Annotated in this window: 20 protein-coding genes; 5 read left to right on the top strand and 15 right to left on the bottom strand. The window is 72.7% G+C overall.

Annotated elements, in window-relative coordinates; translation table 11 throughout:
• Position 1 precedes the first annotated feature (1 nt).
• Complete coding sequence (locus tag ACWGJ2_RS27090) at positions 2-1,021, top strand: glycine betaine ABC transporter substrate-binding protein (RefSeq protein ID WP_453348845.1); 1,020 nt, start codon at positions 2-4, stop codon at positions 1,019-1,021.
• 51 nt (positions 1,022-1,072) lie between these two features.
• Here ACWGJ2_RS27090 and ACWGJ2_RS27095 read toward each other — a convergent pair whose 3' ends face one another.
• Together ACWGJ2_RS27095 and ACWGJ2_RS27100 are read right to left on the bottom strand one after the other, a co-directional pair.
• Positions 1,073-1,885: a S16 family serine protease gene (locus ACWGJ2_RS27095; RefSeq protein ID WP_453348872.1), complete on the bottom strand. Its 813-nt coding sequence runs from the start codon at positions 1,883-1,885 to the stop codon at positions 1,073-1,075.
• A gap of 149 nt (positions 1,886-2,034) precedes the next feature.
• The gene (locus ACWGJ2_RS27100) at positions 2,035-2,679 is read right to left on the bottom strand and encodes an IclR family transcriptional regulator (RefSeq protein WP_453348846.1); all 645 of its coding nucleotides are present in this window, start codon (positions 2,677-2,679) and stop codon (positions 2,035-2,037) included.
• 352 nt (positions 2,680-3,031) lie between these two features.
• Between ACWGJ2_RS27100 and ACWGJ2_RS27105 the strand changes: the two genes are divergently transcribed.
• Positions 3,032-3,217 carry a hypothetical protein gene (locus tag ACWGJ2_RS27105; protein WP_453348847.1) on the top strand — a complete coding sequence of 62 codons (186 nt, stop codon included), beginning with the start codon at positions 3,032-3,034 and terminating at the stop codon, positions 3,215-3,217.
• 86 nt (positions 3,218-3,303) lie between these two features.
• Here the strand turns inward: ACWGJ2_RS27105 and ACWGJ2_RS27110 are convergent, their stop codons facing one another.
• The 4 genes from ACWGJ2_RS27110 to ACWGJ2_RS27125 form a co-directional block, all read right to left on the bottom strand.
• Complete coding sequence (locus ACWGJ2_RS27110) at positions 3,304-5,097, bottom strand: DEAD/DEAH box helicase (RefSeq protein WP_453348848.1); 1,794 nt, start codon at positions 5,095-5,097, stop codon at positions 3,304-3,306.
• 243 nt (positions 5,098-5,340) lie between these two features.
• Positions 5,341-6,501: a YeiH family protein gene (locus tag ACWGJ2_RS27115; protein WP_453348849.1), complete on the bottom strand. Its 1,161-nt coding sequence runs from the start codon at positions 6,499-6,501 to the stop codon at positions 5,341-5,343.
• On the bottom strand, positions 6,501-7,073 hold the full coding sequence (locus tag ACWGJ2_RS27120) for a cysteine dioxygenase (protein WP_453348850.1): 573 nt from the start codon (positions 7,071-7,073) through the stop codon (positions 6,501-6,503). The genes ACWGJ2_RS27115 and ACWGJ2_RS27120 overlap by 1 nt, the downstream gene beginning before the upstream one ends.
• Positions 7,074-7,171: 98 nt before the next feature.
• On the bottom strand, positions 7,172-8,077 hold the full coding sequence (locus tag ACWGJ2_RS27125; RefSeq protein WP_453348851.1) for a LysR family transcriptional regulator: 906 nt from the start codon (positions 8,075-8,077) through the stop codon (positions 7,172-7,174).
• A 287-nt stretch (positions 8,078-8,364) separates the two neighbouring features.
• Between ACWGJ2_RS27125 and ACWGJ2_RS27130 the strand changes: the two genes are divergently transcribed.
• Positions 8,365-9,315: a M28 family metallopeptidase gene (locus ACWGJ2_RS27130; RefSeq protein ID WP_453348873.1), complete on the top strand. Its 951-nt coding sequence runs from the start codon at positions 8,365-8,367 to the stop codon at positions 9,313-9,315.
• A gap of 152 nt (positions 9,316-9,467) precedes the next feature.
• On the opposite strand, the gene ACWGJ2_RS27135 is transcribed toward ACWGJ2_RS27130, so the two are convergent.
• Positions 9,468-10,196 (bottom strand): TetR/AcrR family transcriptional regulator, encoded by a 729-nt coding sequence (locus ACWGJ2_RS27135; RefSeq protein WP_453348852.1) that lies wholly within the window; start codon positions 10,194-10,196, stop codon positions 9,468-9,470.
• Positions 10,197-10,298: 102 nt separating this feature from the next.
• Here ACWGJ2_RS27135 and ACWGJ2_RS27140 point away from each other — a divergent pair, with 102 nt between their 5' ends.
• Complete coding sequence (locus ACWGJ2_RS27140; protein ID WP_453348853.1) at positions 10,299-10,814, top strand: hypothetical protein; 516 nt, start codon at positions 10,299-10,301, stop codon at positions 10,812-10,814.
• 141 nt (positions 10,815-10,955) lie between these two features.
• On the opposite strand, the gene ACWGJ2_RS27145 is transcribed toward ACWGJ2_RS27140, so the two are convergent.
• Positions 10,956-12,542, bottom strand: a complete 1,587-nt coding sequence (locus ACWGJ2_RS27145) for an MFS transporter (RefSeq protein WP_453348854.1) — start codon at positions 12,540-12,542, stop codon at positions 10,956-10,958.
• A gap of 138 nt (positions 12,543-12,680) precedes the next feature.
• Between ACWGJ2_RS27145 and ACWGJ2_RS27150 the strand changes: the two genes are divergently transcribed.
• Positions 12,681-13,559 carry an alpha/beta fold hydrolase gene (locus tag ACWGJ2_RS27150; protein ID WP_453348855.1) on the top strand — a complete coding sequence of 293 codons (879 nt, stop codon included), beginning with the start codon at positions 12,681-12,683 and terminating at the stop codon, positions 13,557-13,559.
• A 7-nt stretch (positions 13,560-13,566) separates the two neighbouring features.
• Here ACWGJ2_RS27150 and mycP read toward each other — a convergent pair whose 3' ends face one another.
• The 7 genes from mycP to ACWGJ2_RS27185 form a co-directional block, all read right to left on the bottom strand.
• Complete coding sequence (gene mycP, locus ACWGJ2_RS27155; protein ID WP_453348856.1) at positions 13,567-14,781, bottom strand: type VII secretion-associated serine protease mycosin; 1,215 nt, start codon at positions 14,779-14,781, stop codon at positions 13,567-13,569.
• 28 nt (positions 14,782-14,809) lie between these two features.
• Positions 14,810-16,333, bottom strand: a complete 1,524-nt coding sequence (locus ACWGJ2_RS27160) for a hypothetical protein (RefSeq protein ID WP_453348857.1) — start codon at positions 16,331-16,333, stop codon at positions 14,810-14,812.
• Between the two features lie 50 nt (positions 16,334-16,383).
• A complete protein-coding gene (locus ACWGJ2_RS27165; RefSeq protein WP_453348858.1) occupies positions 16,384-16,890 on the bottom strand; it encodes a hypothetical protein in 507 nt (168 codons plus the stop codon).
• 193 nt (positions 16,891-17,083) lie between these two features.
• On the bottom strand, positions 17,084-19,459 hold the full coding sequence (locus tag ACWGJ2_RS27170) for a xanthine dehydrogenase family protein molybdopterin-binding subunit (RefSeq protein ID WP_453348859.1): 2,376 nt from the start codon (positions 19,457-19,459) through the stop codon (positions 17,084-17,086).
• Positions 19,456-19,608 carry a hypothetical protein gene (locus ACWGJ2_RS27175; protein ID WP_453348860.1) on the bottom strand — a complete coding sequence of 51 codons (153 nt, stop codon included), beginning with the start codon at positions 19,606-19,608 and terminating at the stop codon, positions 19,456-19,458. Before ACWGJ2_RS27175 ends, ACWGJ2_RS27170 begins: the two co-directional genes overlap by 4 nt.
• A complete protein-coding gene (locus ACWGJ2_RS27180) occupies positions 19,605-22,367 on the bottom strand; it encodes a 2Fe-2S iron-sulfur cluster-binding protein (protein ID WP_453348861.1) in 2,763 nt (920 codons plus the stop codon). The genes ACWGJ2_RS27175 and ACWGJ2_RS27180 overlap by 4 nt, the downstream gene beginning before the upstream one ends.
• Positions 22,364-23,224 (bottom strand): FAD binding domain-containing protein, encoded by an 861-nt coding sequence (locus ACWGJ2_RS27185; protein WP_453348874.1) that lies wholly within the window; start codon positions 23,222-23,224, stop codon positions 22,364-22,366. The genes ACWGJ2_RS27180 and ACWGJ2_RS27185 overlap by 4 nt, the downstream gene beginning before the upstream one ends.
• Between the last annotated feature and the right edge of the window lie 375 nt (positions 23,225-23,599).

Consider the following 23,599-nt stretch of genomic DNA (forward strand, 5'->3'; position numbering starts at 1 on the left):
GATGCGACGCTCCGTACCGACTCGCGGTCCCGTCCCGCGACGTGGGCGTACGCGCGCCCTCACCGGCGCCTCCGCCGCGCTCGCGCTCTCCGTCGCCCTGAGCGGCTGCGGCCTGGTCAGCGGCAGCCCCATGGCCGACGACGTGCACCCCGGCACCCTCGGCCGCGGGGAACCGCTCCAGGGGGCCGAACTGACCGTGACCTCCAAGGAGTTCACCGAGTCGATCATCCTGGGCCACATCATGGGCCTGGCCTTCCAGGCGGCGGGCGCCAAGGTCGTGGACCGCACCGCCATCCAGGGCTCCATCGGCTCGCGGGAGGCGGTGAAGTCCGGCGCGGCCGACGCGATGTACGAGTACACGGGCACGAGCTGGATCACCTACCTCGGGCACGAGAAGCCCATCGTGGACTCGCACGAGCAGTGGGAGGCGGTGCGCGAGGAGGACAAGAAGGAGGGCCTGAGCTGGCTGCGGCCCTCCACGCTGAACAACACCTATGTGCTGACCGTCAGCCCGAAGCTCCAGAAGAAGTACGGCGTCAAGACGCTCTCCGACGTCGCGGAGCTGTCGAAGAAGAACCCCAAGGCCGCCTCGCTGTGCGTGGACAACGAGTTCGCCGCGCGCGACGACGGGCTCCCAGGGCTGATGAAGAAGTACGGGATGAAGATCCCCGCCTCGCGGGTCCACAAGATGAGCAACGGCGTCGTCTACACCCAGACCGCCAAGGGCACCCCCTGCACCTTCGGCGAGGTCTACGCGACCGACGGCCGCATCAAGGCGATGGGCCTGAAGGTCCTGGCGGACGACCGGCACTTCTTCCCGAACTACGACGCGGCCCCGGAGATCAACAGCGCGACACTGGAGAAGCACCCGGAGATCGCGGACGTCCTCGACCCGATCACCAAGTCGCTGAACAACGAGGTGGCCCGCGAGCTGAACGCCAAGGTCGACGTGGAGGGCGAGGACCCGCACGACGTCGCCAAGGAGTGGCTGGTGGAGAAGGGGTTCATCAAGGAAGGCTGAGCGGCGGACGGGGCCCGGCCCCCGGGCCCCCGGCTCGTGGGACGGGTCCCGTCAGCAGGAGGGGACGCGGCGCTGGTCCCCGTCCTTGAGCGCCTTGAGCGCTTCGACGGCGCCGTCGAGGCTGGTCACCGGCACCAGCCGCAGCCCCTTGGGCAGCTCGGCCCGCGCGTCGGCGCACTCCGCCTTCGGCACCAGGAAGACCGAGGCGCCGTCACGCTTGGCCGCCTGCGTCTTGAGGGGGACGCCGCCGACGGCGCCGACCTTCCCGCTCGCGTCTATGGTGCCGGTGCCCGCGACCGTACGGTCGCCGGTCAGGCCGCCGCCGCTGCCGTCGCCGTCCAGCTTGTCGACGATGCCGAGCGAGAAGAGCAGCCCCGCGCTGGGCCCCCCGACGTCGGCGAGCCGCAGGCTGACCTTCACGTCGTCCGACGACAGGTGGAGCTGGGACAGTGCGGCCTTGACCGCCTCGTCCTGGGACTGCTTCATCTCGTCCGCGTTGTACTTCTTGATCTCCTCGGTGTTGCCGCCCACCGGGTAGACCGCGTCACGGGGCATGACGGCGTGGTCCGTGGCGAACCAGTTCTTGACGACGTCGGACACCCGGACCGTCGCGTCGGGGGGCGTCGCCGCGATGGTCGTCATCCGGAGCTGGCCCTTGCCACCGCCGCCCTTGCCGCTGCCGCCGCCCTCCCCTTCGCCCTCCGCTTCCGCCGCGTCGCGCGCCGCGTCGCCGGACAGGGTGATCACCGGCTTGCCCTTGTTCTCACCGAGCACGTCCGCCGTGATGCCGGGCTCGGCGACCGAGAACGGCAGCGGCGCGGCGGCGACCACCGCGAACAGCGCCACCACGGGCACCGCGCACAGCGCGAGCGTGCGACGGCGCGGCGAGAGCCGGAACCGGAGCCGGGAGGGACGGGCCGAGCCGGTGCCCGACGGGTCGGTGCTGGACGGGTCGGCGCTGGGCGAGGCGGGGCGAGAGGTCACCCCCGCAATCTAGACGACGCGTCCGCGCCTCACCGAAGCGCGTCCGCGACCTCCTGCGCCGCGTGCACGACACGCTCCCCCACCTGGCTCGGCACCGCGTCCGAGAGCATCACCACACCCACGCTCCCCTCTATCCCGCTCACCCCGAGCACCGGCGCCGCGGCGCCGCTCGCGCCCGCCTCCAGCTCACCGTGGGTGAGGACGAAACCGGGCCCCAGCTCCTGGTCGGGGCCCCGCCCCGCGACGATGGCCCGCCCGGCCGCTCCCCTGTCCAGCGGGTGCCGGAACCCGGTGCGGTAGGCGACGTGGTAGTCCGTCCAGCTCGGTTCGACGACGGCGACGGCCAGCGCCTCCGTGCCGTCGACCAGCGTCAGATGCGCCGTGGCCCCCACGTCCTCGGCCAGCGAACGCAGCGCGGGCAGTGCCGCCTCGCGCACGAGGGGGTGCACCTGCCGCCCCAGCCGCAGCACCCCGAGCCCCACCCTGGCGCGCCCGCCGAGGTCGCGGCGGACGAGGGCGTGCTGCTCCAGGGTCGCGAGCAGTCGGTACACGACGGTGCGGTTGACGCCGAGCTTGTTGGACAACTCGGTCACGGTCAGCCCGTGATCGGTGTCGGCGAGCAGTTTGAGGACACGCAGTCCCCGGTCGAGCGTCTGAGAGGTCTCCGCGGTCACGACGCCCCCCTCCTCCGGGTGTGTGGTGGCCGACGTCCGACGCGGCCGGTGCGTGCCGCTGCCGGTCCCGTCGGCAGCGCAGCTCAGCGCCAGAAGCCGCCGGTCGCGGTGGCACTGGCAGTACGTACGAACGTCACCGGCTGCGCTCCGCGGCGACGTTGCCACGGGGCGTGTGTGACCGGAAACTTAGCGACAGGCTCCGCTGACCGGAAGAGCCTGTCCAGAATCCGGGCAAAGGCGGGTCGGTTCGCCCGGCCGACGGAGAGAATCGCGGGCCCCTTCGGACTTACGGCCCTGGACGAGGGGACCTTCGCCGCGCCGCACGGGCGTCCGGCGGGCATACATTGCCCCCATGGCATCCGGCATAGCACTGGGACTCGGAACGCTCGGACAGCTCGGACAGCACGGAGCGCTTGGAGCGAAGGCGCACGCGGCGGCGGGCACCAGCGCGTCGCTGCCCTGGGTACTGGCCGCGCTGCTGGTGACGCTCGCCGCGGCGGCGGGAGTGGCCTGGGCGGCGCGGCGCCGCACGCCGTAGAGGCGCGGGGCAGCGACGCGAGGCGGAGGCGCGGGGCGCGGGGCCGCACACGGGGCCCCGCACGCAGGGTCACCTCATGTGACGGGTCACTTCATGCGTGTGGCCCACTCGCGCACCTTGTCGATGCGCTGACGGATCTGGCCCGCCGTGGCCTCCGCGCTCGGCGGGCCCCCGCACACGCGGCGCAGCTCGGTGTGGATCACGCCGTGCGGCTTGCCGCTCTGGTGCACATACGCGCCCACCAGCGTGTTGAGCTGCTTGCGCAGCTCCAGCAGCTCCTTGTGCGTGACCACGGGCCGCCGGTCGGCGGGCAGTTCCAGCAGGTCCGCCTCCTCGGCTGGACGCTTCTTGCTGTGCGAGATCTGCCGGGCCTGCCGCTTCTGGAGCAGCATCTGCACCTGGTCGGGCTCCAGGAGGCCGGGGATGCCGAGGTAGTCCTGCTCCTCCTCGCTGCCCGGGTGCGCCTGCATGCCGAACTCGGCGCCGTCGTACATCACCCGGTCGAAGACCGCGTCGGACTCCAGCGCCTCGAAGGGCAACTGCTCCTGGTCGCCGGTGTCCTCGTCCTGCTCCTTCTCCGCCTCCTTGAGGAGCTCGGCCTCCTCCGCGTACGGGTCCTCGTCCTTGTCCTTCTTCGGCTTGTCGAGGACGTGGTCGCGCTCCACCTCCATCTCGTTGGCGAAGCTCATCAGCATCGGGATGGTGGGCAGGAAGACGGAGGCGGTCTCGCCGCGCCGCCTGGACCGTACGAAACGGCCGACGGCCTGCGCGAAGAACAGCGGCGTCGAGATGGTGGTGGCGTACACGCCGACCGCGAGGCGTGGCACGTCCACACCCTCGGACACCATCCGGACCGCGACCATCCAGCGGTCCTCCGACTGCCGGAAGTCCTCGATCCGCTGCGAGGCGCCGGTGTCGTCGGAGAGGACGACGGTCGCCGCGTGCCCGGTGATCTCGCGCAGCAGCTTCGCGTAAGCGCGCGCCGAGTCCTGGTCGCTGGCGATGACCAGGCCGCCCGCGTCCGGGATCGCCTTGCGGACCTCCGTCAGCCGGTGGTCGGCGGCGCGCAGCACGGAGGGCATCCACTCGCCGCGCGGGTCGAGCGCGGTGCGCCACGCCTGGGAGACCGCGTCCTTGGTCATCGGCTCGCCGAGCCGCGCCTCGATCTCGTCGCCCGCCTTGGTGCGCCAGCGCATGTTGCCGCTGTACGTGAGGAATATGACGGGGCGCACGACGCCGTCGGCGAGCGCGCTGCCGTAGCCGTAGGTGTAGTCGGCGACGGAGCGGCGCACGCCGTCCGCGTCCTCGCCGTACTCCACGAACGGGATCGGGTTGGTGTCCGAGCGGAAGGGCGTGCCCGTGAGGGCGAGGCGGCGCGTGGCGGGCTCGAACGCCTCCAGGCACGCCTCGCCCCAGGAGCGGCTGTCGCCCGCGTGGTGGATCTCGTCGAGGATGACCAGCGTCTTGCGCTGCTCGACGCGGTTGCGGTGCAGCATCGGCCGGACGCCGACGCCCGCGTAGGTCACGGCGATGCCGTGGTACTCCTTGCTCAGCGGGCCCGCGCTGTACTCCGGGTCCAGCTTGATCCCGATCCGGGCCGCGGCCTCCGCCCACTGCTTCTTCAGGTGCTCGGTGGGCGCGACGACCGTGACCTGCTGCACGACGTGGTGGTGCAGCAGCCACGAGGCGAGCGTCAGCGCGAAGGTCGTCTTGCCGGCGCCGGGGGTGGCGACGGCGAGGTAGTCGCGCGGCTGCTGGTCGAGGTACGCCTCCATCGCCCCCTGCTGCCAGGCGCGCAGCTTGCCTGCCGTGCCCCAAGGGGCGCGGCCGGGGAAGGCGGGCGAGAGGTGGTGGTTCGAGGAGGGGGTGGTGGTAGTCACGGTCTCCGTCGGGGTCGGCGTCCGCGTCGGCGCTCGCAAGGGTGCGCGTATCGCGGTTCGCGTCTCACGTATCAAACGGTCAAAGCAACCGCGTCAGCCTACCCGTGCCACGACGCCCGCTTCCGGGTGAGGCACGGACCGCGGCACCGGGTGCGACTCAGCTCACACCATGTGCGTACGTCGAGTGGCCGCACCGTCACGGGGACGGTGCGCACGCGGTCACGCCGTCGCGCCGTCGGCCCGTCACGCCGTGAGCAGGACCCCCGTGTACGAGACGCCCGCGATGACCACCCACGAGCAGAGCCCCAGCGCGGCGACCCGGCCGCCCGTACGCGCGAGGGAGGGCAGGTGCACCGCGCTGCCGAGGCCGAAGAGTGCGGCGGCGAGCAGCAGTTCCTGCGCGAACTGCGCGGCGTCCAGGGCCGCGCCCGGGAGCAGCCCCGTGGTGCGGAGGGCGACCATGGCGAGGAAGCCGAGGACGAAGAGGGGCACGAGGGGCGGGCGCTTGGCGCCGGTGGTCCCGGTGCCGGACGCGGCCGGGTGCGCTTGCGCGTGCCGGTCGCGGTGCCGGTTGCGTACGGACAGCGCGACGGCCGCCACCAGTGGGGCCAGCAGCGCCACCCGCATCAGCTTGACGAGCACGGCCTGGCCCAGCGCGTGCGGCCCCGCCGTCTGCGCGGTGGCCACGACCTGCCCGACATCGTGCACCCCGGCCCCGACCCAGCGCCCGAACTGGCCCGCGTCCAGGCCCAGCGGCTGGTGCAGCAGCGGCAGTACGGCGATGGCGAGGGTGCCGCACAGCGTGACGAGGGCGACGGAGGTCGCCACGTCGCGCTCGTCGCTCTCGCGCACCTCGCTGACGGCGCCGATGGCCGAGGCGCCGCAGATCGAGTAGCCGGTCGCGATGAGCAGCGGCTGGTCTCCGGGCAGTCCGAGCCTGCGGCCGAGCCACAGCGTCCCGGCGAACGTCGCGGCCACGACGACGGCCACCATCGCGACCGTCGCCCACCCGATGCCCAGCACGTCGCCGACGCTCAGCTTGAGCCCGAGCAGCACGATGCCGACGCGCATCAGCCGCTTCCCCGCGAGGGAGAGGCCGGGGCGCGCGGGGCCCCGTACGAGGGCGCGGGTACCGGGGAGGTGCGCGGCGCCGATGCCGAGCACCACGGCGGCGGTCAGCAGGGGCACGGCGGGCACCAGCAGGTGCACGGCCGCCGCGACGGCCACCCCCGCTGCGGCGAGCGCCAGTCCGGGGAGCGGCCCGTGTCCGTGACGGGAGGCTGCGGGTTCGGGGGCTGCGGGTTCGCGGGACGCGGGTTCGCCGGGCGGGGCCTTACGGAGCGGTGCGGGGGTCGCCGCGCCCGTGCGGCGGCCGGTTCCGGGGCGCTCCCCCAGGAGCGCCATCAGCGGTCGGCCGGAAGCTCGTAGACGCGGCGGACGCTGGTGCCGAGGCGGGATATGTCGGCGCCGTAGATGTGGAGGGAGATGGCCTTCTCCTGGCAGCCGTTCCACACCCGGTGGATGTCGCCGGGCGGCGCGAACCCGCAGACGGCGCCCCGCGGATTGACGACGTCCTCGGTCGCGACGAGCCGCGCGCCGGTGCCGTCGGGCTCGGCGGGGAGCAGCCGGTAGCGGCGCTCGTGCTCCTCGCCCTGGTGGACGCCGGTCACGCACCAGGAGACGTGGTCGTGGACGGCCGTCATCTGCCCCGGCAGCCAGACCAGCGCGACGACCGAGAAGCTGCCGTCGGGCTCGGCGTGCAGCAGGTGCTGGCGGTAGTGCTCCGTGTCGCCCTCGGTCTGGCCCGGTGTGAGCAGGCCCGCCGTTCCCAGGTGCGGGGCCAGCTTCTCGCCGACGAGGTACGCCGTGACGTCCGGGGGCAGACCACGTCCGACGGCTGCGCGCACGTCCTCGACGAGGGCGCGCAGGCGCGGGCTCGTGGCGGGGGCGGTCGTGGGGTTCGTCGAAGTGGCCATGCGGGCAGATTCGCGCCGCCCGATCCATTACGTCCAACGACGATTCCTTGGCTTCCCCCTCACCCACGCTTATGCGTCCCCTCCGGCGACGGGGATCTCTAGCACCCCACGCGGTTGGCGGAGACCGTTTTCAGCTCTTCGAGGACCAGCGCCGTCGCCGGTATCTCCAGGTGCTCGCGCAGCACATACGCGGAGACCTGGCGCCGCGACGCCGGTTCCAGCGCGCGCCCCTGGACCTTCTGGTGGACGAGGAACGACAGCACGAGCCCCGGCATCATCGCGATCCCGAGCCCCTCGGCCACGAGGCTCTGGACGACGAGGTTGTCGTCCGTCGTGAAGGCGATGTCCGGCGCGAAGCCCAGCTCGGCGCACTCGTGCAGGAAGTTGGCCCGGCACCGCAGGCACCCCGCGATCCACCGCTCCTCCGCCAGCTCGCCCAGCTTGACGGCACGGCGCCGCGCCAGCGGATGCCCGGCGGGCATCAGGACGGTCAACTGGTCCTCCATCAGCGGGATCTCGACCAGCTCCTCGGGCACCTGCTCCCGCAGCCCGGGGTACGTGAACGCGAGCGTGATGTCGCACTCGCCGCCCACCACCCGCTGGAGCGAGTCCGGCGGCTCCCCCTCCTGGAGTTCGACGCGCACGCCCGGATGGTCGACGGCGAGCCTGGCCAGCGCCTCGGGCACCAGCGTGGCCCCCGCGCTGGGGAACGCGCACACCCGCACCCGCCCGGCGCGCAGCCGCGTGATCGCCGTCATCTGCTGCTGCGCGGCCGACATGCTGTCGAGGATCACCCCGGCGTGCCGGGCCAGCGCCTCCCCCGCCTCCGTCAGCCGCATGCGGCGCCCGACGCGCAGGAACAGGGGCGTGCCGACGGACCGCTCCAGCGCCTTCATCTGCTGGGTGATCGCGGGCTGGGTGTAGCCGAGGGCCCGCGCGGCGGCGGAGTAGGAACCGGCCCGCACCACTTCGTGGAACGTCCTGATGTGCCGCGAGTCGAACATGGCTGAACCATAAGCGGATTTTGGGAAGACTCAACACCTCCCCTCGGCCAGCTTTTGGATCACCGCTCCTGCCCCAGAGGCCACGGGAGCCCCATGCGTCGACGTACGCCCCCTTCCTCACCCCGGTCTTTGCTGGCAGCATCGGCCTGGCCCGTACGCGGGCGTAACCCCCCACACAACAGGCCGCGAACCGGCGGCCGAACATGAGGAGTTCTGAGTTGCGAGGCACCCCTCACATATCCAGCGTCGGCACGAGGATCACGCGGACGCGCAAGCGCACCCTCTCCATGGCAGCGGCGGCGGCGATGGCGCTGACCGCGGGCGGCCTGGGCCTCACCCAGGCGACGGCGACGACGACGGCCCCGCCCCACGCGGCGGCTGCCGAGGCCGCGCCCGACATCTCCGTCGAGAAGGTCCAGGGCCATCTGACCGAGTTGCAGAAGATCGCCGAGGCCAACGGCGGCAACCGCGCGCACGGCGAGCCCGGCTACAAGGCGTCCGTCTCCTACCTCCAGGAGAAGCTGGAGGCGGCCGGGTTCACGACACAGGTGCAGGAGTTCACCGAGGGCGGCGCGACGGGCTACAACCTCGTCGCCGACCTGCCCGGCGGCGACGAGAACAACGTCCTGATGGCGGGCGGCCACCTCGACAGCGTCACCGAGGGCCCCGGCATCAACGACAACGGCACCGGTTCCGCCACCCTCCTGGAGACGGCCCTCGCCGCCGCCGAATCCGGCTACAAGCCCACGAAGCATCTGCGGTTCGCCTGGTGGGGCGCGGAGGAGCTGGGGCTCGTCGGCAGTACGGAGTACGTCAAGAGCCTGTCGGACGACGACAAGTCGAAGATCAGCTCGTATCTGAACTTCGACATGACCGGCTCCCCGAACCCCGGCTACTTCGTCTACGACAGCGCGAACGAGCCCGAGGGCTCGGCCGACGTCCAGAAGACCCTCACCGGGTTCCTGGGCGAGGGCGGCGTCGAGGCCGAGGCGACCGACATCAACGGCCGCTCCGACCACGCCGCCTTCTCGGAGGCCGGAATCCCCAACGGCGGCATCTTCACCGGGGCCGAGGAGATCAAGACCGAGGCCCAGGCCCAGAAGTGGGGCGGCGAGGCGGGCAAGGCGTTCGACCCCTGCTACCACGCCGACTGCGACACGACGGAGAACGTCGACGAGAAGGCGCTCGACGTGAACGCGGACGCCATCGCGAAGTCGGTGTGGAAGCTGTCCGAGTGACGAAGTGACCGTCGCCCTCGTCCGCGTCCTCGTCCTCGTCCGGGGGGTCGAGGGCGTGGGCGGCGGGTGGCAGAGGTCGGAGGCGGACCGAGCCCGGCGGGTGGGTCGGCGCTCGCGTTCGGCCGGACACGCCGGCCGGTGGCGAAGGAGGGTCACATCATGGCTTCCACTCCCGCGATGAGCATGGTGAGGACCGATTCGAAGAGGATGTCCGGGGACTCGAAGGTGGATTCGGCTGCGACGCGACGCAGGTGCGGGAGTTCCCCGGCTGCGGGGTTCGGTGGCACGCCGGTCCATGCGGCCGGGTCGGAACCGGGCGGTGGCCGGTCGTGCCAGGCGTCCCAGATTTCTGCGAACCCAGAGACCTGAAGGACGGTGATCGACCAGGCCCGGTAAGCGTTCTGCGGGGAGAATCCGAGGTCGAGGAAGAACCCTACGAGGATGTCGTCGGGCCGCAGCAGGTCGGCGGAGGCGAACGGGGTCAGGTCCTCGGCACGGGCGAGCGCCAGCATCCCCGGGTGCGCGCGGTACCAGGCGCGCAGATCCCGGCAATAGGTCCGCAGACTTTCCTGCCAGCGGTCGGTGTCCAGCCGGGGCTGTGGCCGGTCGCTTTGACAAACGGCAACGATCTCCCCGAGCAGGTCACGTCGATCGGCCACGTAGTTGTAGAGGGCCCGTGGCGATACCTCAAGGCGCGTACCGACGGCGCGCATCGTGAGTTCCGCCGGCCCCGTCTCCCCCAAGATCTCCAGGGCGGCCCGAGCGATCCTCTCCCTGGTCAGAGTAGGCCGACCCTTGCGGAACTCCGGGCGCCTCCGGGCCCCGGCCGCGTGCTCGCCAGGGGGTGCCGTGAGTATCCCGGCGTCGTCTGCTTCTGCCACCGCAGCATCCTAACGAACCTTGAACTTCACAGTGCGTTGACTTTAGGGCCGGTTGCAGGTTAGGTCAGCCTTACCACGTCGGGAATGTTTCGGGAGGTTGGCATGCAGTGGTCGGCAGTCCTTGGGTACGGCCTGAGCTACGGGCTGGTGCTGAGCGTGCTGTTCACTGCGGCGGTGTTCGCCGGAGCCGCCATGAGCAGGGACTTCCTGCTGAACGACTATCCACCCGCGATCCAACGCCAGTACGGCAGACCCAAGAGCACCCGCGGCCACCGGGTGGCGTTGCTTTTCGGCGTGTTCATCTGGGCCGTCTGCGGTCTCCCCCTCATGATCGGGGCGATGATCGGCCTCAACGGCGCACTGCACGAGGGGCTGGACTTCTTGTCCGCGGCTGTCTGTGCGGCACTCGTCTTCGCCACGCTGACGGTCTGGGACCTTGTCGTCTTCGACTGGATCATCTTCGCCGGACTGCGCCCGCGCCTGCTGGTTCTTCCCGGTACCGAGGACATGGCCGAGTACCGCGACCTCCGGTTCCACCTCGGCGCCGCCCTCAAGGGCAGCCCACTGATCATCGTCGTGGGGCTGCTCACCGGAGGCATCGCCACTCTGATCGCCTGACAGCAAGAGCGGGCCGCGCTCGGACCGGGGCCAGCGGTTGATCCGGGCCATGAGTTCCCGGTTCGCGGCACGTGCGGCTTCGAGGCCCTCGTCCCGTTCCGCGAGTCCCGTACGCGGTCACTTGCGCGGCCCCGTACGCGGTCACTTGCGCAGGCGGCCCGCGACCCCGATGCCCAGCGCCGCCACGGCCGTCGACAGGACGTAGACCGCGACGAACGCCGCCGGCTGGGGCCCGCCGCCGCCCGAAGCGGCGTGCGCGGCGGCCTCGGAAGCGGAAGGGGAAGCGGAGGCGGTGGCGGAGTGCGCCGTGCCGGCCGCGCCGCCGCCGAAGGCGGCGAACGCGGCGCCGGTGGCCGCGAGCAGCACGACGTTGGAGAGACTGTCGGACATCTGGAGCGAGGACGAGTTCTTGCCGGTCTCCTCGGGCGCGGAGAGCTGGAGGAGCAGCACGCTGGTGGACGAGATCACCAGGCCCATCCCGTAGCAGCCCACCGCCATGGCGACGGCCAGCGTCCACACGGGAACGCCGTCGGCCAGTACGGCGGGCGTGTACGCGATCGACGCGGTCACCAGCACCATCCCGAACCGCGTCAGTCGCTCCCTGTGCGGCGTGAGCCGGGGCCGCGACTGGGTGAACGAGCCCAGGGCCCAGGTGGCGCCGCCCGCGGCGAGGGTCAGCCCGGCCAGGGTCACCGACAGGCCGCGCTGGGTCACGAGCATGAGCGGGATGAAGCTCTCGGCCACGACGTAGGCACCCGCCGCCATGCCGCGCAGCAGGACGACGGCGGGCAGGCCGCGCGCGGCACGGTAGGTGCCGGGCGGGAGCAGCCGGAGCACGGCGGGCACGAGCAGCACGGCGCCGATGACCACGGGGCCGAGGGAGAGGAGCGTCAGCTCCTGCGCCCCGTACTGGATCAGCCCGGCGCCCGCGGCCACGGCGAACGCCAGCCGTATTCGCCCCCGGGCCCGCGGGCTCCCGCCCACGGCGCCTGTCGCGGTGCTCGCGGTGGCGCGGCGCAGCGTGGGGAGCATGACCGCGAGCGGGAGCAGGACGAGCACGGGGATGCCGAGGAACACCCAGCGCCAGCCCAGCTGCTGGGTGACGGTGCCGGAGATGAGGGGCCCGACGACGGACGGCACCACCCAGGCCGCCGCGAAGGACGCCATGACCGTGGGCCGCAGCCGCTCGGGGTAGGCGCGGCTGACGGTGACGTAGAGGGCCACGATCACCAGCCCGCCGCCTATGCCCTGCGCGGCGCGGCCGAGGACGAAGACCCACATCGCGGTGGCCGTACCGGACAGCAGCAGACCGGCGGCGAACGCCGCGATCCCGGTGCCGAGCGGGGCGAGCGGCCCGCTCCTGTCGTTCCACTGTCCTGAGACGACCATGCCGAGGAGGCTGGTGGTGAAGTACGCGGAGAAGGCGAAGGCATAGACGGAGATCCCGTTCAGCTCCTGCGCCGCGACGGGCATGGCCGTGCCGACGGCCGTCGCCTCGAAGGCGATGAGGAGGACGACGGAGACGATGCCGAGCGTCAGCGCGCGATAGCTGCGGCTGAGCACGGTCTCCTGGCCGACCGGGTCCGGGGTCGGGCCCGGAAGCGGATCCGGAACCTCCGGGACCGTCGGCACGCCCTCGATGTCGCCCTTGCTCGCGGAATCGACGGGCCCTTCCCCGCCGTCCACGGTGTGCTTCGCGTCGGCACCCACATCCTCAAATGCACCCATGAGGCTTACGGTAAGTGCCGAAAACCGCGTTGGCCCCTGTCGGGGGACGGTGATCGCCTCATCCGCTGGGCCTACGTCCCGACGTGCGTCCCGATGGCGGACGGCGTCCTTCGGGGCAAGTGGGGCAGGCTGGAAGACATGCCCCACTTCTCCTCGTACGACGGAGCCGAACTCGCCTACCGCGTCCTCGGCGACACCTCGGACCACCCCGACGCGCTCACCCGACCGGCCCTGGTCTGCCTCGCGGGCGGCCCGGCGCGCGACGCGGAGTACCTGGGCGACCTCGGCGGACTCAGCGCACACCGTCGGCTGATCGTCCCGGACGCGCGGGGCACGGGCGCTTCCCCCGCTGCGGCCGACCCCGTCGCGTACGCGTTCCCGCACCTGGCCGAGGACGTCGAAGCCCTGCGCACACACCTGGGCCTGGAGCGCTTCGCCCTGCTCGCCCACGACGCGGCGACGGCCACGGCCCAGGCGTACGCGGCCAGCCACCCGGAAGCCCTCAGCCACCTCGTCCTGCTGAACCCCGGCTCACGCCTCCAGGGCGAACTCCCGGACGACGCCCGCGAGATCTTCGAGTCCCGCGCGGCCGACGAGGACTGGTGGGAGGAGGCGTACGTCGCCGTCCAGCTCCTCCAGCGCGCCGACGACCTCGACGAGATCCGGCGGCTGCTGCTGCGGGCCGCGCCCATGGCGTACGGCACGTGGGGCGCGGAGCAACGGGCCCACGCGGAGTCCGAGGGCGAACAGCTCAACCCCGTCCCCCGCGCGGGCTTCTGGCAGGGCGTCGACGACCCCACCCGTCTGGCCCTCCTGGAACGCCTGAGCGCCGTGAAGGCGCCCGTCCTCGTCGTCACGGGCGCCCTCGACGCGGTCACCGGCACCCACGCGGGCGACGCGGTCGCCTCCTCCTTCCCCCACGCCCGGGTCCACCTCCTGCCCGGAGTGGGCCACTATCCGTGGGTGGACGCGCCCGAGGCGCTGGTGGAGGCGGTGGAGGACTTCCTGCGGACGTAGCAGCCGCTCAGGCGCGCCGCCGCATGACCACAACGCCCGCGACCACCGCCCCGACGACGACCACTCCCCCGACCCCATAGCCGATCCACTGCCCGATGGACGTCCCACCGTCTCCCCCGGACGCGGCAGCGGCCTGATCCGCCCCGGAACCCTTCCCGTCCTTCTCCGCCCCACCGGACTTGTCGCCCTCGTAGTAAGGACCGGGCAACGGATTGGTCTTCGGGTCCCCGGGGTCGCCAGGCTCGGCAAGCGCGATCCTGGGCCGCACGGCCCCGTACCCCACGTAGTCGGTCCGCTTCTTCCCGCTCTTGGCCCCACCAGCGGTATTCACCAGAACACGGGTGACCTGGTTCGCGGTCCAGTCGGGGTGCTCAGCCCAAATCAACGCGGCGGAGGCGGAGGCGATGGCGGTGGCGTGGCTGGTGCCGTGGCCTTTGCAGTAGCCCTCGCCCTTGGCGCACCCGTAGATCATCTGGTCGCCGGGGGCCGCAAGGTCCACCTGGGACCCATGCTGTGACTCGCTCGTAGCCTGGCTGTCCTTGCCGATGGCGCTGACGCCGATGACACCCGGTACCGCCGCTGGATACTCGACCTGGTTCAGGTCGTCCCCACTGTTCCCGACAGCAGCAAAGATGATCTTCCCCTTGGCCAGGGCATAGTTCACCGCCTTGGTGAATGCCGCCGACTCGCCCTCCGCCCCCATGGAGACGTTGATGACCTTGGCATCGGAATCAGCGGCATACCGAATAGCCTGCGAAATCCGCTTGGCGAACGCCTCTTCGACCTCTGCCTGATTACCCAGGCCGTCGACGTTCTGACTGATTCGGATAGGGAGGATCTTCGACTCCGGCGCCAGGCCGTAAGTCCCTTGCTCCTCCCCCGCTTTGCCTGTCCCGGCGATCAAGGCGCCCATTCCGGTCCCGTGCCCACGGCTGTCCGTGCGGCCGTCCCCGGACCCCTTCTCGAAATTCCGGCCAGGGACGACCTGTCCCTTCAGATCCGGAAGAGAAGCATCGACACCTGAGTCGATTACCGCGACAGTGACGCCCTCGCCCTTACTGGTCTTCCACATCTCCTCGGCGTGCATCGCGTCCAGATGCCACTGCTGGGACCGCACGCTCTCCGCATGAGCAGGTGTCGCGGCCATACCAACGAGCAATACGCCGAGGCACCCGACGGCGGCCTTTTTCAGCCGCCCCGAGCGGAGATCCGTGCGTCCCATGCGTTCCTCTGACTCTCTTCCTGCGTGTTCAGTCGACAACCGGAGGGGCAGCCCGCTGGCTCCTCGGCTGCTGCCACGTCTCTTCGTCCTCGACGAGGTAATCGGGCCGCTCCCCGTTCTCCTCGCGCCGCTCCCCCGGCTTGCGCGGACCGCCAGGCCCACGGGTGAGCCCCGTACCGCCAGGCGTGAAGGGACGTCCCACGGCCGCACCGGGGCGAGGCTGTGAACCCCCGACCGTGCCGCCTGGACGCGTGGCGAGAGGACGCCCGCCGACAACACCGGACTTGTTACCACCGGGACCGCCCATGCCGGGAGCGCCCGGCCTGCCGCCCATCGCGCCACGCCCCTGCTGTCCGGCCTCACCGCCCACGACCGTGCCACGGGGCAGACCACGCGTCGGCTGTCCGTTGTTCGGGGTGCCGGGCCGACCGCCGTAGATCCCATTGCCGTCGCCCGGCATACGAACGCCGGGTCGCGACTGGCCAGGGGTCATCGGGGAGCGCCCCGTGCCCGTGCTGGGCGCGGTGGGACGCCCGGGTGTCACGGGACCGGTCCGCGACGTGCCAGGAGGCCCCGTCACCGGCTTGGCGAACGGGGAGCGCGGCGAAGGCGTCGGCACACCCGGAACGGGCATCGGGCTGACAGGCGACGGCGGGTTGCTGGGACCGTTCGGCGTCGGGGACACGGGCGACGTGGTCGGAGGGTGCGGTGCGGTGACGCCCCCGTCGATGTTCGTGCCTACCTGATGGTCGGGCCCGGTGACCGGCGCCGTCGGCGATTCCGTGCTGCCGTTCGTGACGGAAGCCACTCCAGGACCGGACGTTCGCTGCCCCGGCCCGCCCCCTCCGGGCGCCGATTCAGAGCCGTGCTCCCACGCCGGAGGCTTCGGCGGCATCATGTCTTTCGGAATCGGCGGAAACGTCGGCGGCTCGGAGGCGTTCATCACCATCGACGACATCGAGTACGACTGCGCCAGCTTCCGCATCTGCCGCACCGCTTCGCCGTGGTCGTCGTTGAGCTTGCTCTGCGCGTCGTACGCGGACGACTGCGAAGGGCCAGCCAGGACGCTGTTCGACCCGGGCGGGTCCGGCTGACGGCTGGAAAGGCTCAGCAATCCGGCCGGGTTGTGCTTCAGGTACTCGTCGAGGGTGGCTTTCGAGGACGCCGAGTACTTCGGCATGTCCCGCTTCACCTCGCGCAGTGTCTGCGCCGCGTTCCGCAGGTTCTCGCCGGAGTTCTTGCTCATATCGGCCAGGCTCAGGGTCGCGCTGGACATCTGGATGACCCACGTGCGGAACGAATCGCCGCCCTCGCTGTCCCAGTCGACCTTGTCCTTGCTCCGCTTGAGGTCGTCGCCGATCTCCTCGATCGTCTTGGCGGCCTTGACGAGCTTGGCACCGAGCCGCTCGGCCTTGTCCGGGTCGGCGCTCTCGATCATCTTTTCCATGTCCGGGTGACCCTTGGACTCGAAGTCCGTCTCCACGAACAGGTCCTGGATCATGCGGGCCGGATTGAACCAGGAGAGGCCGCCGTCCCCGTCGGTGCTACCCATCGCTCCCCGTGCTCCCGTCTTCTCGTCCTGCACACGCCACGAAGCTCATGTCACATGGAAGTGCCGTGGTCACCGGGCTTCTCCTTCTCCTGGTCACCCTTGCCTTCGCCGCCCTTGGGCTCGTCCTTGTCCGCGTACGGGTCGCGTTTCGGGTCGTAGTGGCGCTGGAGGTCGGACTGGATCTGCCACATGCGGCGCTGCGTGTCGAGGTCGATGTCGGTGTAGCCCCGGTGGGAGTGCTGCATCGCGATGGTCAGGCCGTCGATCTGGCCCGAGAGGAGGCGGGAGAGGGTCTCCAACTGGTCGTGGACCGTCTCGTAGGCGGTGTAGAGGCCGTGGGCCTCGCCGAAGCCCGTGCCCAGGTTGTTCGGGGCAATCCGGTCCCGGCCGATGCGCGTCGGCTCGGCCTCGGACTCCTTCAGTTCGTCGAGCAGCCTGTCCACCCGCTTTTTGAACCCCTGGAGGGATTCGAGCCCGGTCTTCAGCGCACCCGCCGTACCGGGCAGCCGTCCTTTTTCCGCGGCGGCGCGGCCCGCCTCGTCGTCCGGGACCCCCATGTCCATCCTCCCCGTTCACCGGCTGCGAGCCGGTCACACATCATCCAGCACACGTGTCACTACGTACACGTTGATCACCACCGTAGTGACCGCCACTGACAGCCCGCCACCGGCCCGGTCAGTCTCTATCGGACCGCAACAACAGGCCACGTGGCAGGTTTTCGGCCATCGTCCCCGACGATGGCCGACAGCGTCACCCCTGGACCTGGACCACGGCCGCCTGGGGCCGGATCGGGAGGCGGTTCACGGGGCGGCCCGTGGCCGAGCGGACCGCGGAAGCGACCGCGGCCGGGGAGACGACGACCGGGATCGCGGACGCGGCCTTCGCGCCGAACGGCGCCACCACGTCCCGTTCCTCGACCAGCTTGACGATGCGGATGTCCGGCGCGTCCAGCGCCGTCGGCAGCGCGTACGCCGTGAGGTCGGGGTGCCGCACGACGCCGCGCGCGACGCGCAGGTGCTCCGTCAGCGCCGCGCCGACCCCCTGGGTGACGCCCGCCTCGATGCGCGCCCGCAACTGGCGGGGGTTCAGCACCCGGCCCACGTCCTGCGCCACGCACATCTCCACGACCCGCACCGAGCCCAGCTCGACGTCGACGTCCACGACGGCCCGTACCGCGGCGAAGGCCAGGCCCACGAACGCGTCGCCCTGGCCCGTCTCGTCCAGGGGCTCGGTCGGGTGGGGGCGGCACTGGGCCGTGGCCCACAGTTCCTTGCCCTCCAGGGCCTCGGCGACGGTGGTGGACAGGACGCCGTCGTACGACGTGATCTTGCCGTCGGCGATCGACAGCAGCTCCGTCGACATCCCGAACTTCGCCGCAAGGGGCTGGAGGAGCTGCGTGCGCACCATCTTCGCCGCGCGTTCCACCGCGCCGCCCGAGACCCAGGTGTGACGGCCCCGCGCCGCCGCGCCCGCCGGGGGCTGGTCGGTGTCCACCGAGGCGACGTGCACCTCGTCGATGCCGAGCGTCTCCTGGACGATCTGGCGGGCCAGCGTCGAGAAGCCCTGCCCCGTCTCGACGGCGGCGCACATGACCGTCGCCACGGAGCCGCTGACCTTGACCGTGGCCGTGGACACCTCGTCCGCGCCCTCGGCGCCCAGCATGTGGACCATGCCCAGCGCGTAGCCGACGCCCCGGCGCACCGCCGAAGGCTCGCCCGCGCCCTCCGGGCCGCCGGGCAGCAGCCAGTCGCGCTCGGGTCCGTCCTTGGGCAGCGCCGGCAGCGGCTCGTCGCGTACGGCTTGCAGCAGTTCGGCGACGGGCGCGGGGCAGGTGACCGTCTGGCCCGTGGGCAGGAGGTCGCCGGTGGCCATCGCGTTGCGCATGCGCAGCTCGGCCGGTTCCATGCCCAGCTTCGCGGCCAGCTTGTCCATCTGGCCCTCGTACGCCGCGCACACCTGCATCGCGCCCTCGCCGCGCACATGTCCCGAGGGCGGGTTGTTCGTGCGAACGGCCCAGCCGTCGATCACCGCGTGCGGGACGACGTAGGGGCCTGCGGCGAAGGAGACGGCGGCGGCGAGCGCGTCGGCCGAGGTGTCGGCGTAGGCGCCCGCGTCGAGCAGGATCTGCGCCTCGACCTTCAGCAGTTTGCCCTCGGCGTCCGCGTGGTGGCGGTAGCGGAGCAGGGTGGGGTGCCGGTGCGCGTGGCCCAGGAAGGACTCCTCGCGGGTGGCCGCCATCTTCACGGGGCAGCCGGTCTTCATCGCGAGCAGCCCGAGCGGCACCTGCATGCCGGTGTCCTCGCGGTCGCCCATCGCACCGGGCACCCCGGTCACGACGATCTTGACCTGCTCGGGGGCAAGACCGAAGCAGGCGGCGGCCAGGTTCCGGTCGGTGTGCGGGTCGGTCGAGGCGGTGTAGATCTCCACGCCGCCGTCGGGGCGCGGCACCGCGAGCCCAGCCTCGGCGCCGATGGGCGCCGGGTCCTGGCGGCCGATGCGGTACAGGCCCTCGACCACGATCTCCCCGGTGATGTCCGGGTCGCCGTAGCGGAGCGGGATATGGCGGATGAGATTGCCGTCGGGGTGGAGGGGCTCCGACTCGAAGGACTTCTCCGGGTCGGTGACGGCCTCCAGCACCTCGTACTCGACGGCGATGGCCGCCGCCGCGAGCCGCGCCGCGTCGGGGTGGTCGGCGGCGACGGCCGCGATCGGCTCTCCGTAGTAGCGCACCATGTCCCGCGCGAACGCGGGCTGGTCGGCGACGCGGCGCCCGTGGCTCGCGTCCCCGGGGACGTCGAGATGGGTGACGACGGCCCGTACGCCCGGCATCGACTCCGCCGCCGACACGTCGAGCGAGGTGATCCGCGCGTGCGGGTGCGGCGCCCGCAGGATCGCCGCCCACAGCAGGCCCTCGGCCCACAGGTCGGCCGCGTACGGGAAGGTGCCCTCGGTCTTGGCCGGGGCGTCGAGGGAGGGGACGGAGGCGCCGAGGCCGTGCGCCTCGGGGGCCGCGCCGAGCGAGGCCGAGGGCAGCGGAGTGCCTCCGGCGGGCGTTCCCCCCGTGGGGGTGCCCCCGGCCGGTGTGGCCGTCGTCGCGGCGCCGAAGCCGTCAGCCGTGTCCGTCATGCCGCCGCCCTTCCGTGTGTGCCGCCGTGGGTGCGGGTGCGGGTGCGCGCTCCGCTGTACGTGGAGACGTACGTGCCGCCGTACGTGTCGCCGTAGGCGCCGGTCGCCGGGGCGTCCGTGCGGGCGCGGCCCGCGTCCTGCCGTGTCACGCTCCGCCTCCGTCGGGGAAGTGCGCGCCTCCCGTGCCGGGGCCCGCCTGGTGGGGGATCTGCGGCGCGGGACCGCCGTGGCCGTCCTGGCCTCCCTGGCCCTGGTACGGGCCGTGCTCGTGCTCGTGGCCGTGCCCGGCGTACTGGCCCTGGTCCTGACCGTGGCCCTGGCCGTGGTCGTGGGCCTCCGCCTCTTCCCTGGCCGCCTTCGCCTCGCGCTCGTCCACGACCGTCCGTACGGCGTCCAGCACCCCGCGGTAGCCGGAGCAGCGGCAGAGGTTGCCGCTGATCGCCTGGCGGGTCTCCAGCTCGCTGGGGGCGTGGTTGCCCTCCAGCAGGTCGTGCACCGTCATCGCGAGGCCCGGCACGCAGAAGCCGCACTGCACGGCGCCCGAGCAGGCGAGCGCGCGCTGCACGTCGGAGGGTGCGCCGTCCGTGGCGAGGCCCTCGACCGTACGGATCTCGCTGCCGGCCGATGTCGCGGCGGGCACCAGGCAGGAGGCGACGAGGCGCCCGTCGACCTGCACGGAGCAGGCACCGCACTCGCCCTGCGAGCAGCCGTCCTTGGCACCCGCGAGACCGAGGCGCTCGCGCAGCACGTAGAGGAGCGACTCGCCGATCCAGGCGTCGGTGACGGGCCTGTCCACGCCGTTGACGTGGAGGACGTAGGAGGTGTGCGGGTGTTCGTCGTCGAGCGCGGGCACGGCGTCGTGGACGAGGGGCTGCTCGTCCTCCTCCGGCGCGGTGGGCGCGGTCGGCGCGGGGGGCTCCTCGCCGGTCGCGGCCGCGGACTGCTCCACCTCGGAGACGGCCGCTTCCGGTTCCGGTACGTCCTGCTCCGCCGCTTCCGGTTCGGGCGCGGTGGCGGACGCGACGGGCGCTTCCTGCGCGGGTACGGGCGCCTCCTGGGGCGGCGTGTTCGCCGTGTCCGGTGCGTCCGACGCGTCCTGCGCGGACTCCTCGGGCTCCGGGGCTCCCTCGGGGGCCGCCGACGACGTGTCCGCCGCCCCCTCCTCGACGGGAGTCACGGGGTGCTCGGCGTGCCGCTCGGCGTCCAAGGGGGCCGAGGGTTCCGTTCCGACGGGCGCGCCGGGCTCCGTTCCCGTTTCGGCCGGGGGAAGCGGCTGCTGCGGATGCGGCGGCTGCTCGTCACCAGGCACGGGGACGGGGGCGGGCACGCCGCCGCCCCAGTCCGCGCCGCTCACGGGCGCGGCACCGGGCACGGCCGAGGCGCCCTGGTAGCCGTGCGCGTCCGGGCGGGTCGGGTCGCTCGACCACGCCTCGCCGACCGCGTGTTCGGGCACGGCGGGAGCGGGCGACGAGGTCGGTACGGAGGGGGTCCAGGGGATGCCGGGTCCAGCGGGGGGCCCGGTGGGAGCGCCCGGAGCGCCGACGGCCGCGTACGGGTCGGCGACGGGGCCGTGCCCGGGGTCGGGCGCCACCTCGGTGCCAGGCCCCGAGCCGGAACCGGAATCCGGTCCGGGGTCCGAAGCGGAACCCGAAGCGGAAGCGGAACCCGGGTCCGGCGCCGCGTCAGGCGCCGTCGTCTCGGCCGGGCGCTGGCCCTGCTCCTGGCCCGCGCCGTCCGCGCCCGCCTCCGTACCCGCGTCCTGCGCCGGGGGCATGGGCTGCGGCGCGGTCCCCGGGGGCCCGGCTGCGGCGTCGTCACCGGCCGGTCCCGCCTCGTACCGCACCTGACGGCGCGCGTGCGCCTCCGCGAGCTGCGACGGGTCGGGGCCGCCCGGCTGCTGCGGAGCGGTGGAGACACCCTCGGGCGGGGTGCCGCCGCCCGTGCCGAGCGGGCGGCGCGTGCGCGCCTCGTGGGAACCCGCGAGCGCGGCGGCCGCACCCTGGCCCATGGCCGCGGCCACGGAGCCCGCACCCGCGGCCCCGTGCGCCTCCGCCCGAGGCTGCTGGGACTGCTGAGGCTGCTGGGACTGCTGAGGCTGCTGGGGCTGTCCCGGCTGCTCGTGGTGCGGCTGCTGTCCGTAGTGCGGCTGCGCCTGCTGCTGCTCGTGCTGGTACGGCGACGGTTCTTGCGCCTGCGGCGCCTGCTGCTGGTACGGCTGCGAGGGCTGGTACGGCAGCGACCAGTGCCCCGTCGCCGCCGGGTCCGTCGTCGCCCCGAACGTCAACGGCGACCCGCCGGAGCCGGAGCCCGTCTCGGCGCCCGGACCCGCGTACTGCGCGCCCGCGTAGCCCTCGGCGCCCTGACCGCCGGGCGCACCGGGGCCGTTCGCGTACTCGACGTGACCCGCCGGGCTGCCGTAGTCCGCGCCGCCCATGCCGCCCGCACCCATGCCGGACGGGCCCAGGTCGGCGGCACCCGGATCGGCGGAGCCCGCGCCGGGGTGCGGCGAGGGGTCTATCGGGGGCGGGGTGTAGCCGCCCTGTCCTGTGCCGGGCGCGGCGAGCGGGTCGGCGTACGGACCGGCCGTCGGGTCGTCGGGGAAGCCGTTCGCGGGGAGCTGGACGAACCCGGTGGCGTCGGCGTCGTAGTCGGTGCCCCAGCTCACCATCGGCGTCGGCGCGTACGTCCCGGCACCGCCCTGGCCCTGGTGCTGGCCCTGCCCGTAACCGTGCCCGTTCCCGTAGCCGTGCCCGCCGTCTTCGGCCCGGCCACCGGTGTCGTAACCCTGGCCGTTGGTGTCGTATCCGCGGCCGTTCGTGTCGTAGCCCTGACCGTTGTCGTGACCGTGCCCGTGCCCGTGGCCGTTTCCGTACCCGGCGTCGTGGCCGTTGCCGTGACCGTTGCTCATGAGAGTGCCCTCCCGAGTCCTCGGCGGGCCAATGTGGCCACCGTACGCCGCAAGTGCAGCGCCGCGGGCGGAAGTGCGGGAGCCTCCCCGCCCTCCTCGGCGGGCGCGGGGTCCGGGATGCAGGCCATGGCGACGTAGTCGCCGAAGGCGTGCAGCGCCTCCCGCGCCAGGCCGCGCTGCCCGTCCCAGTCGATCAGGGAGGCGATCCAGCGCTCGGCCTCCAGCGGGCGCAGCGGCATCGGCGCGACGGCGCCGACCGCGCAGCGCACCCCGCGCCGCGCCGGGTCCAGCACCACGGCGACCGAGGCGAGCGCGCGCGCCGGGCCGGTGCGCCCCGTGGACTTCAGGAAGGTCTGCGGCGCGTGCAGCAGCGGCACCCGCACAAAACCGACGATCTCGCCCGGGCTCAGCATCTCGACGCCCGCCAGCAGATGGCTGACCGGAATCTCGCGCCTGGCGCCCTCGGCCCCCGCGATGACGAGCGTGGCCTCCAGCGCGGCGAGCACGGGCAGCGTGTCACCCGTAGGGGCCGCGCTGACGATGTTGCCGCCGAGCGTGCCCGCGTTGCGGATCTGGGGCGGGCCCGCGGCGCGGGCGCTGGCCGCGAGCGCCGGGATGAGCGCGGCGAAGTCGGGACGGCCCATGCGCGCGAGGGTCAGGCCCGCGCCGAGCAGGGCGTGTCCGTCGAGGTACTGCCAGCCGCGGATCTCGCTGATCCGGCCGAGGCCGACGAGCGCCGCCGGGCGGAGCTGACCGGAGTTCACGCCTGTCATCAGGTCGGTGCCGCCCGCGACAGGCACCGCCGCGGGCACGGCTTCGAGCGCCGCCACGGCCTCGTCGAGCGTGGCCGGCAGCATGACGGACGGCACGGCCCGTGTTTCCTGCGGCGCATGCTGTGCGTGCGTGCTCAATCCCGCTGCCCCTTCCCCGATCGCCCCGGCTGCCGTGCCCGTACGGTACGTGCTCACAGCCCGGACGTGGCAACTCTGGCACATCTCACGGGCCCGCTGACGCGAGGGTCCGGGAAGGGTGGATCCGTCGCTGAGGTCGCGCTCGCCCGTGTCGTCCCTACTGTCCAGCTCGCCCGTCTCGTCACGGTCGTCGGTCTCGCGCGGCGCGTCGGCCGGACCGGGCAGGGCGTCCCGTCGGCCCGAACTCCCGCCCGCCGCCGGGCGTCAGGGCCCGCGCGCCGGGCTGACCGGCACCGCCCTGGCCCGCGCCCACGCCCGCTC

The sequence above is a fragment of the Streptomyces sp. NPDC054796 genome (assembly GCF_053611545.1).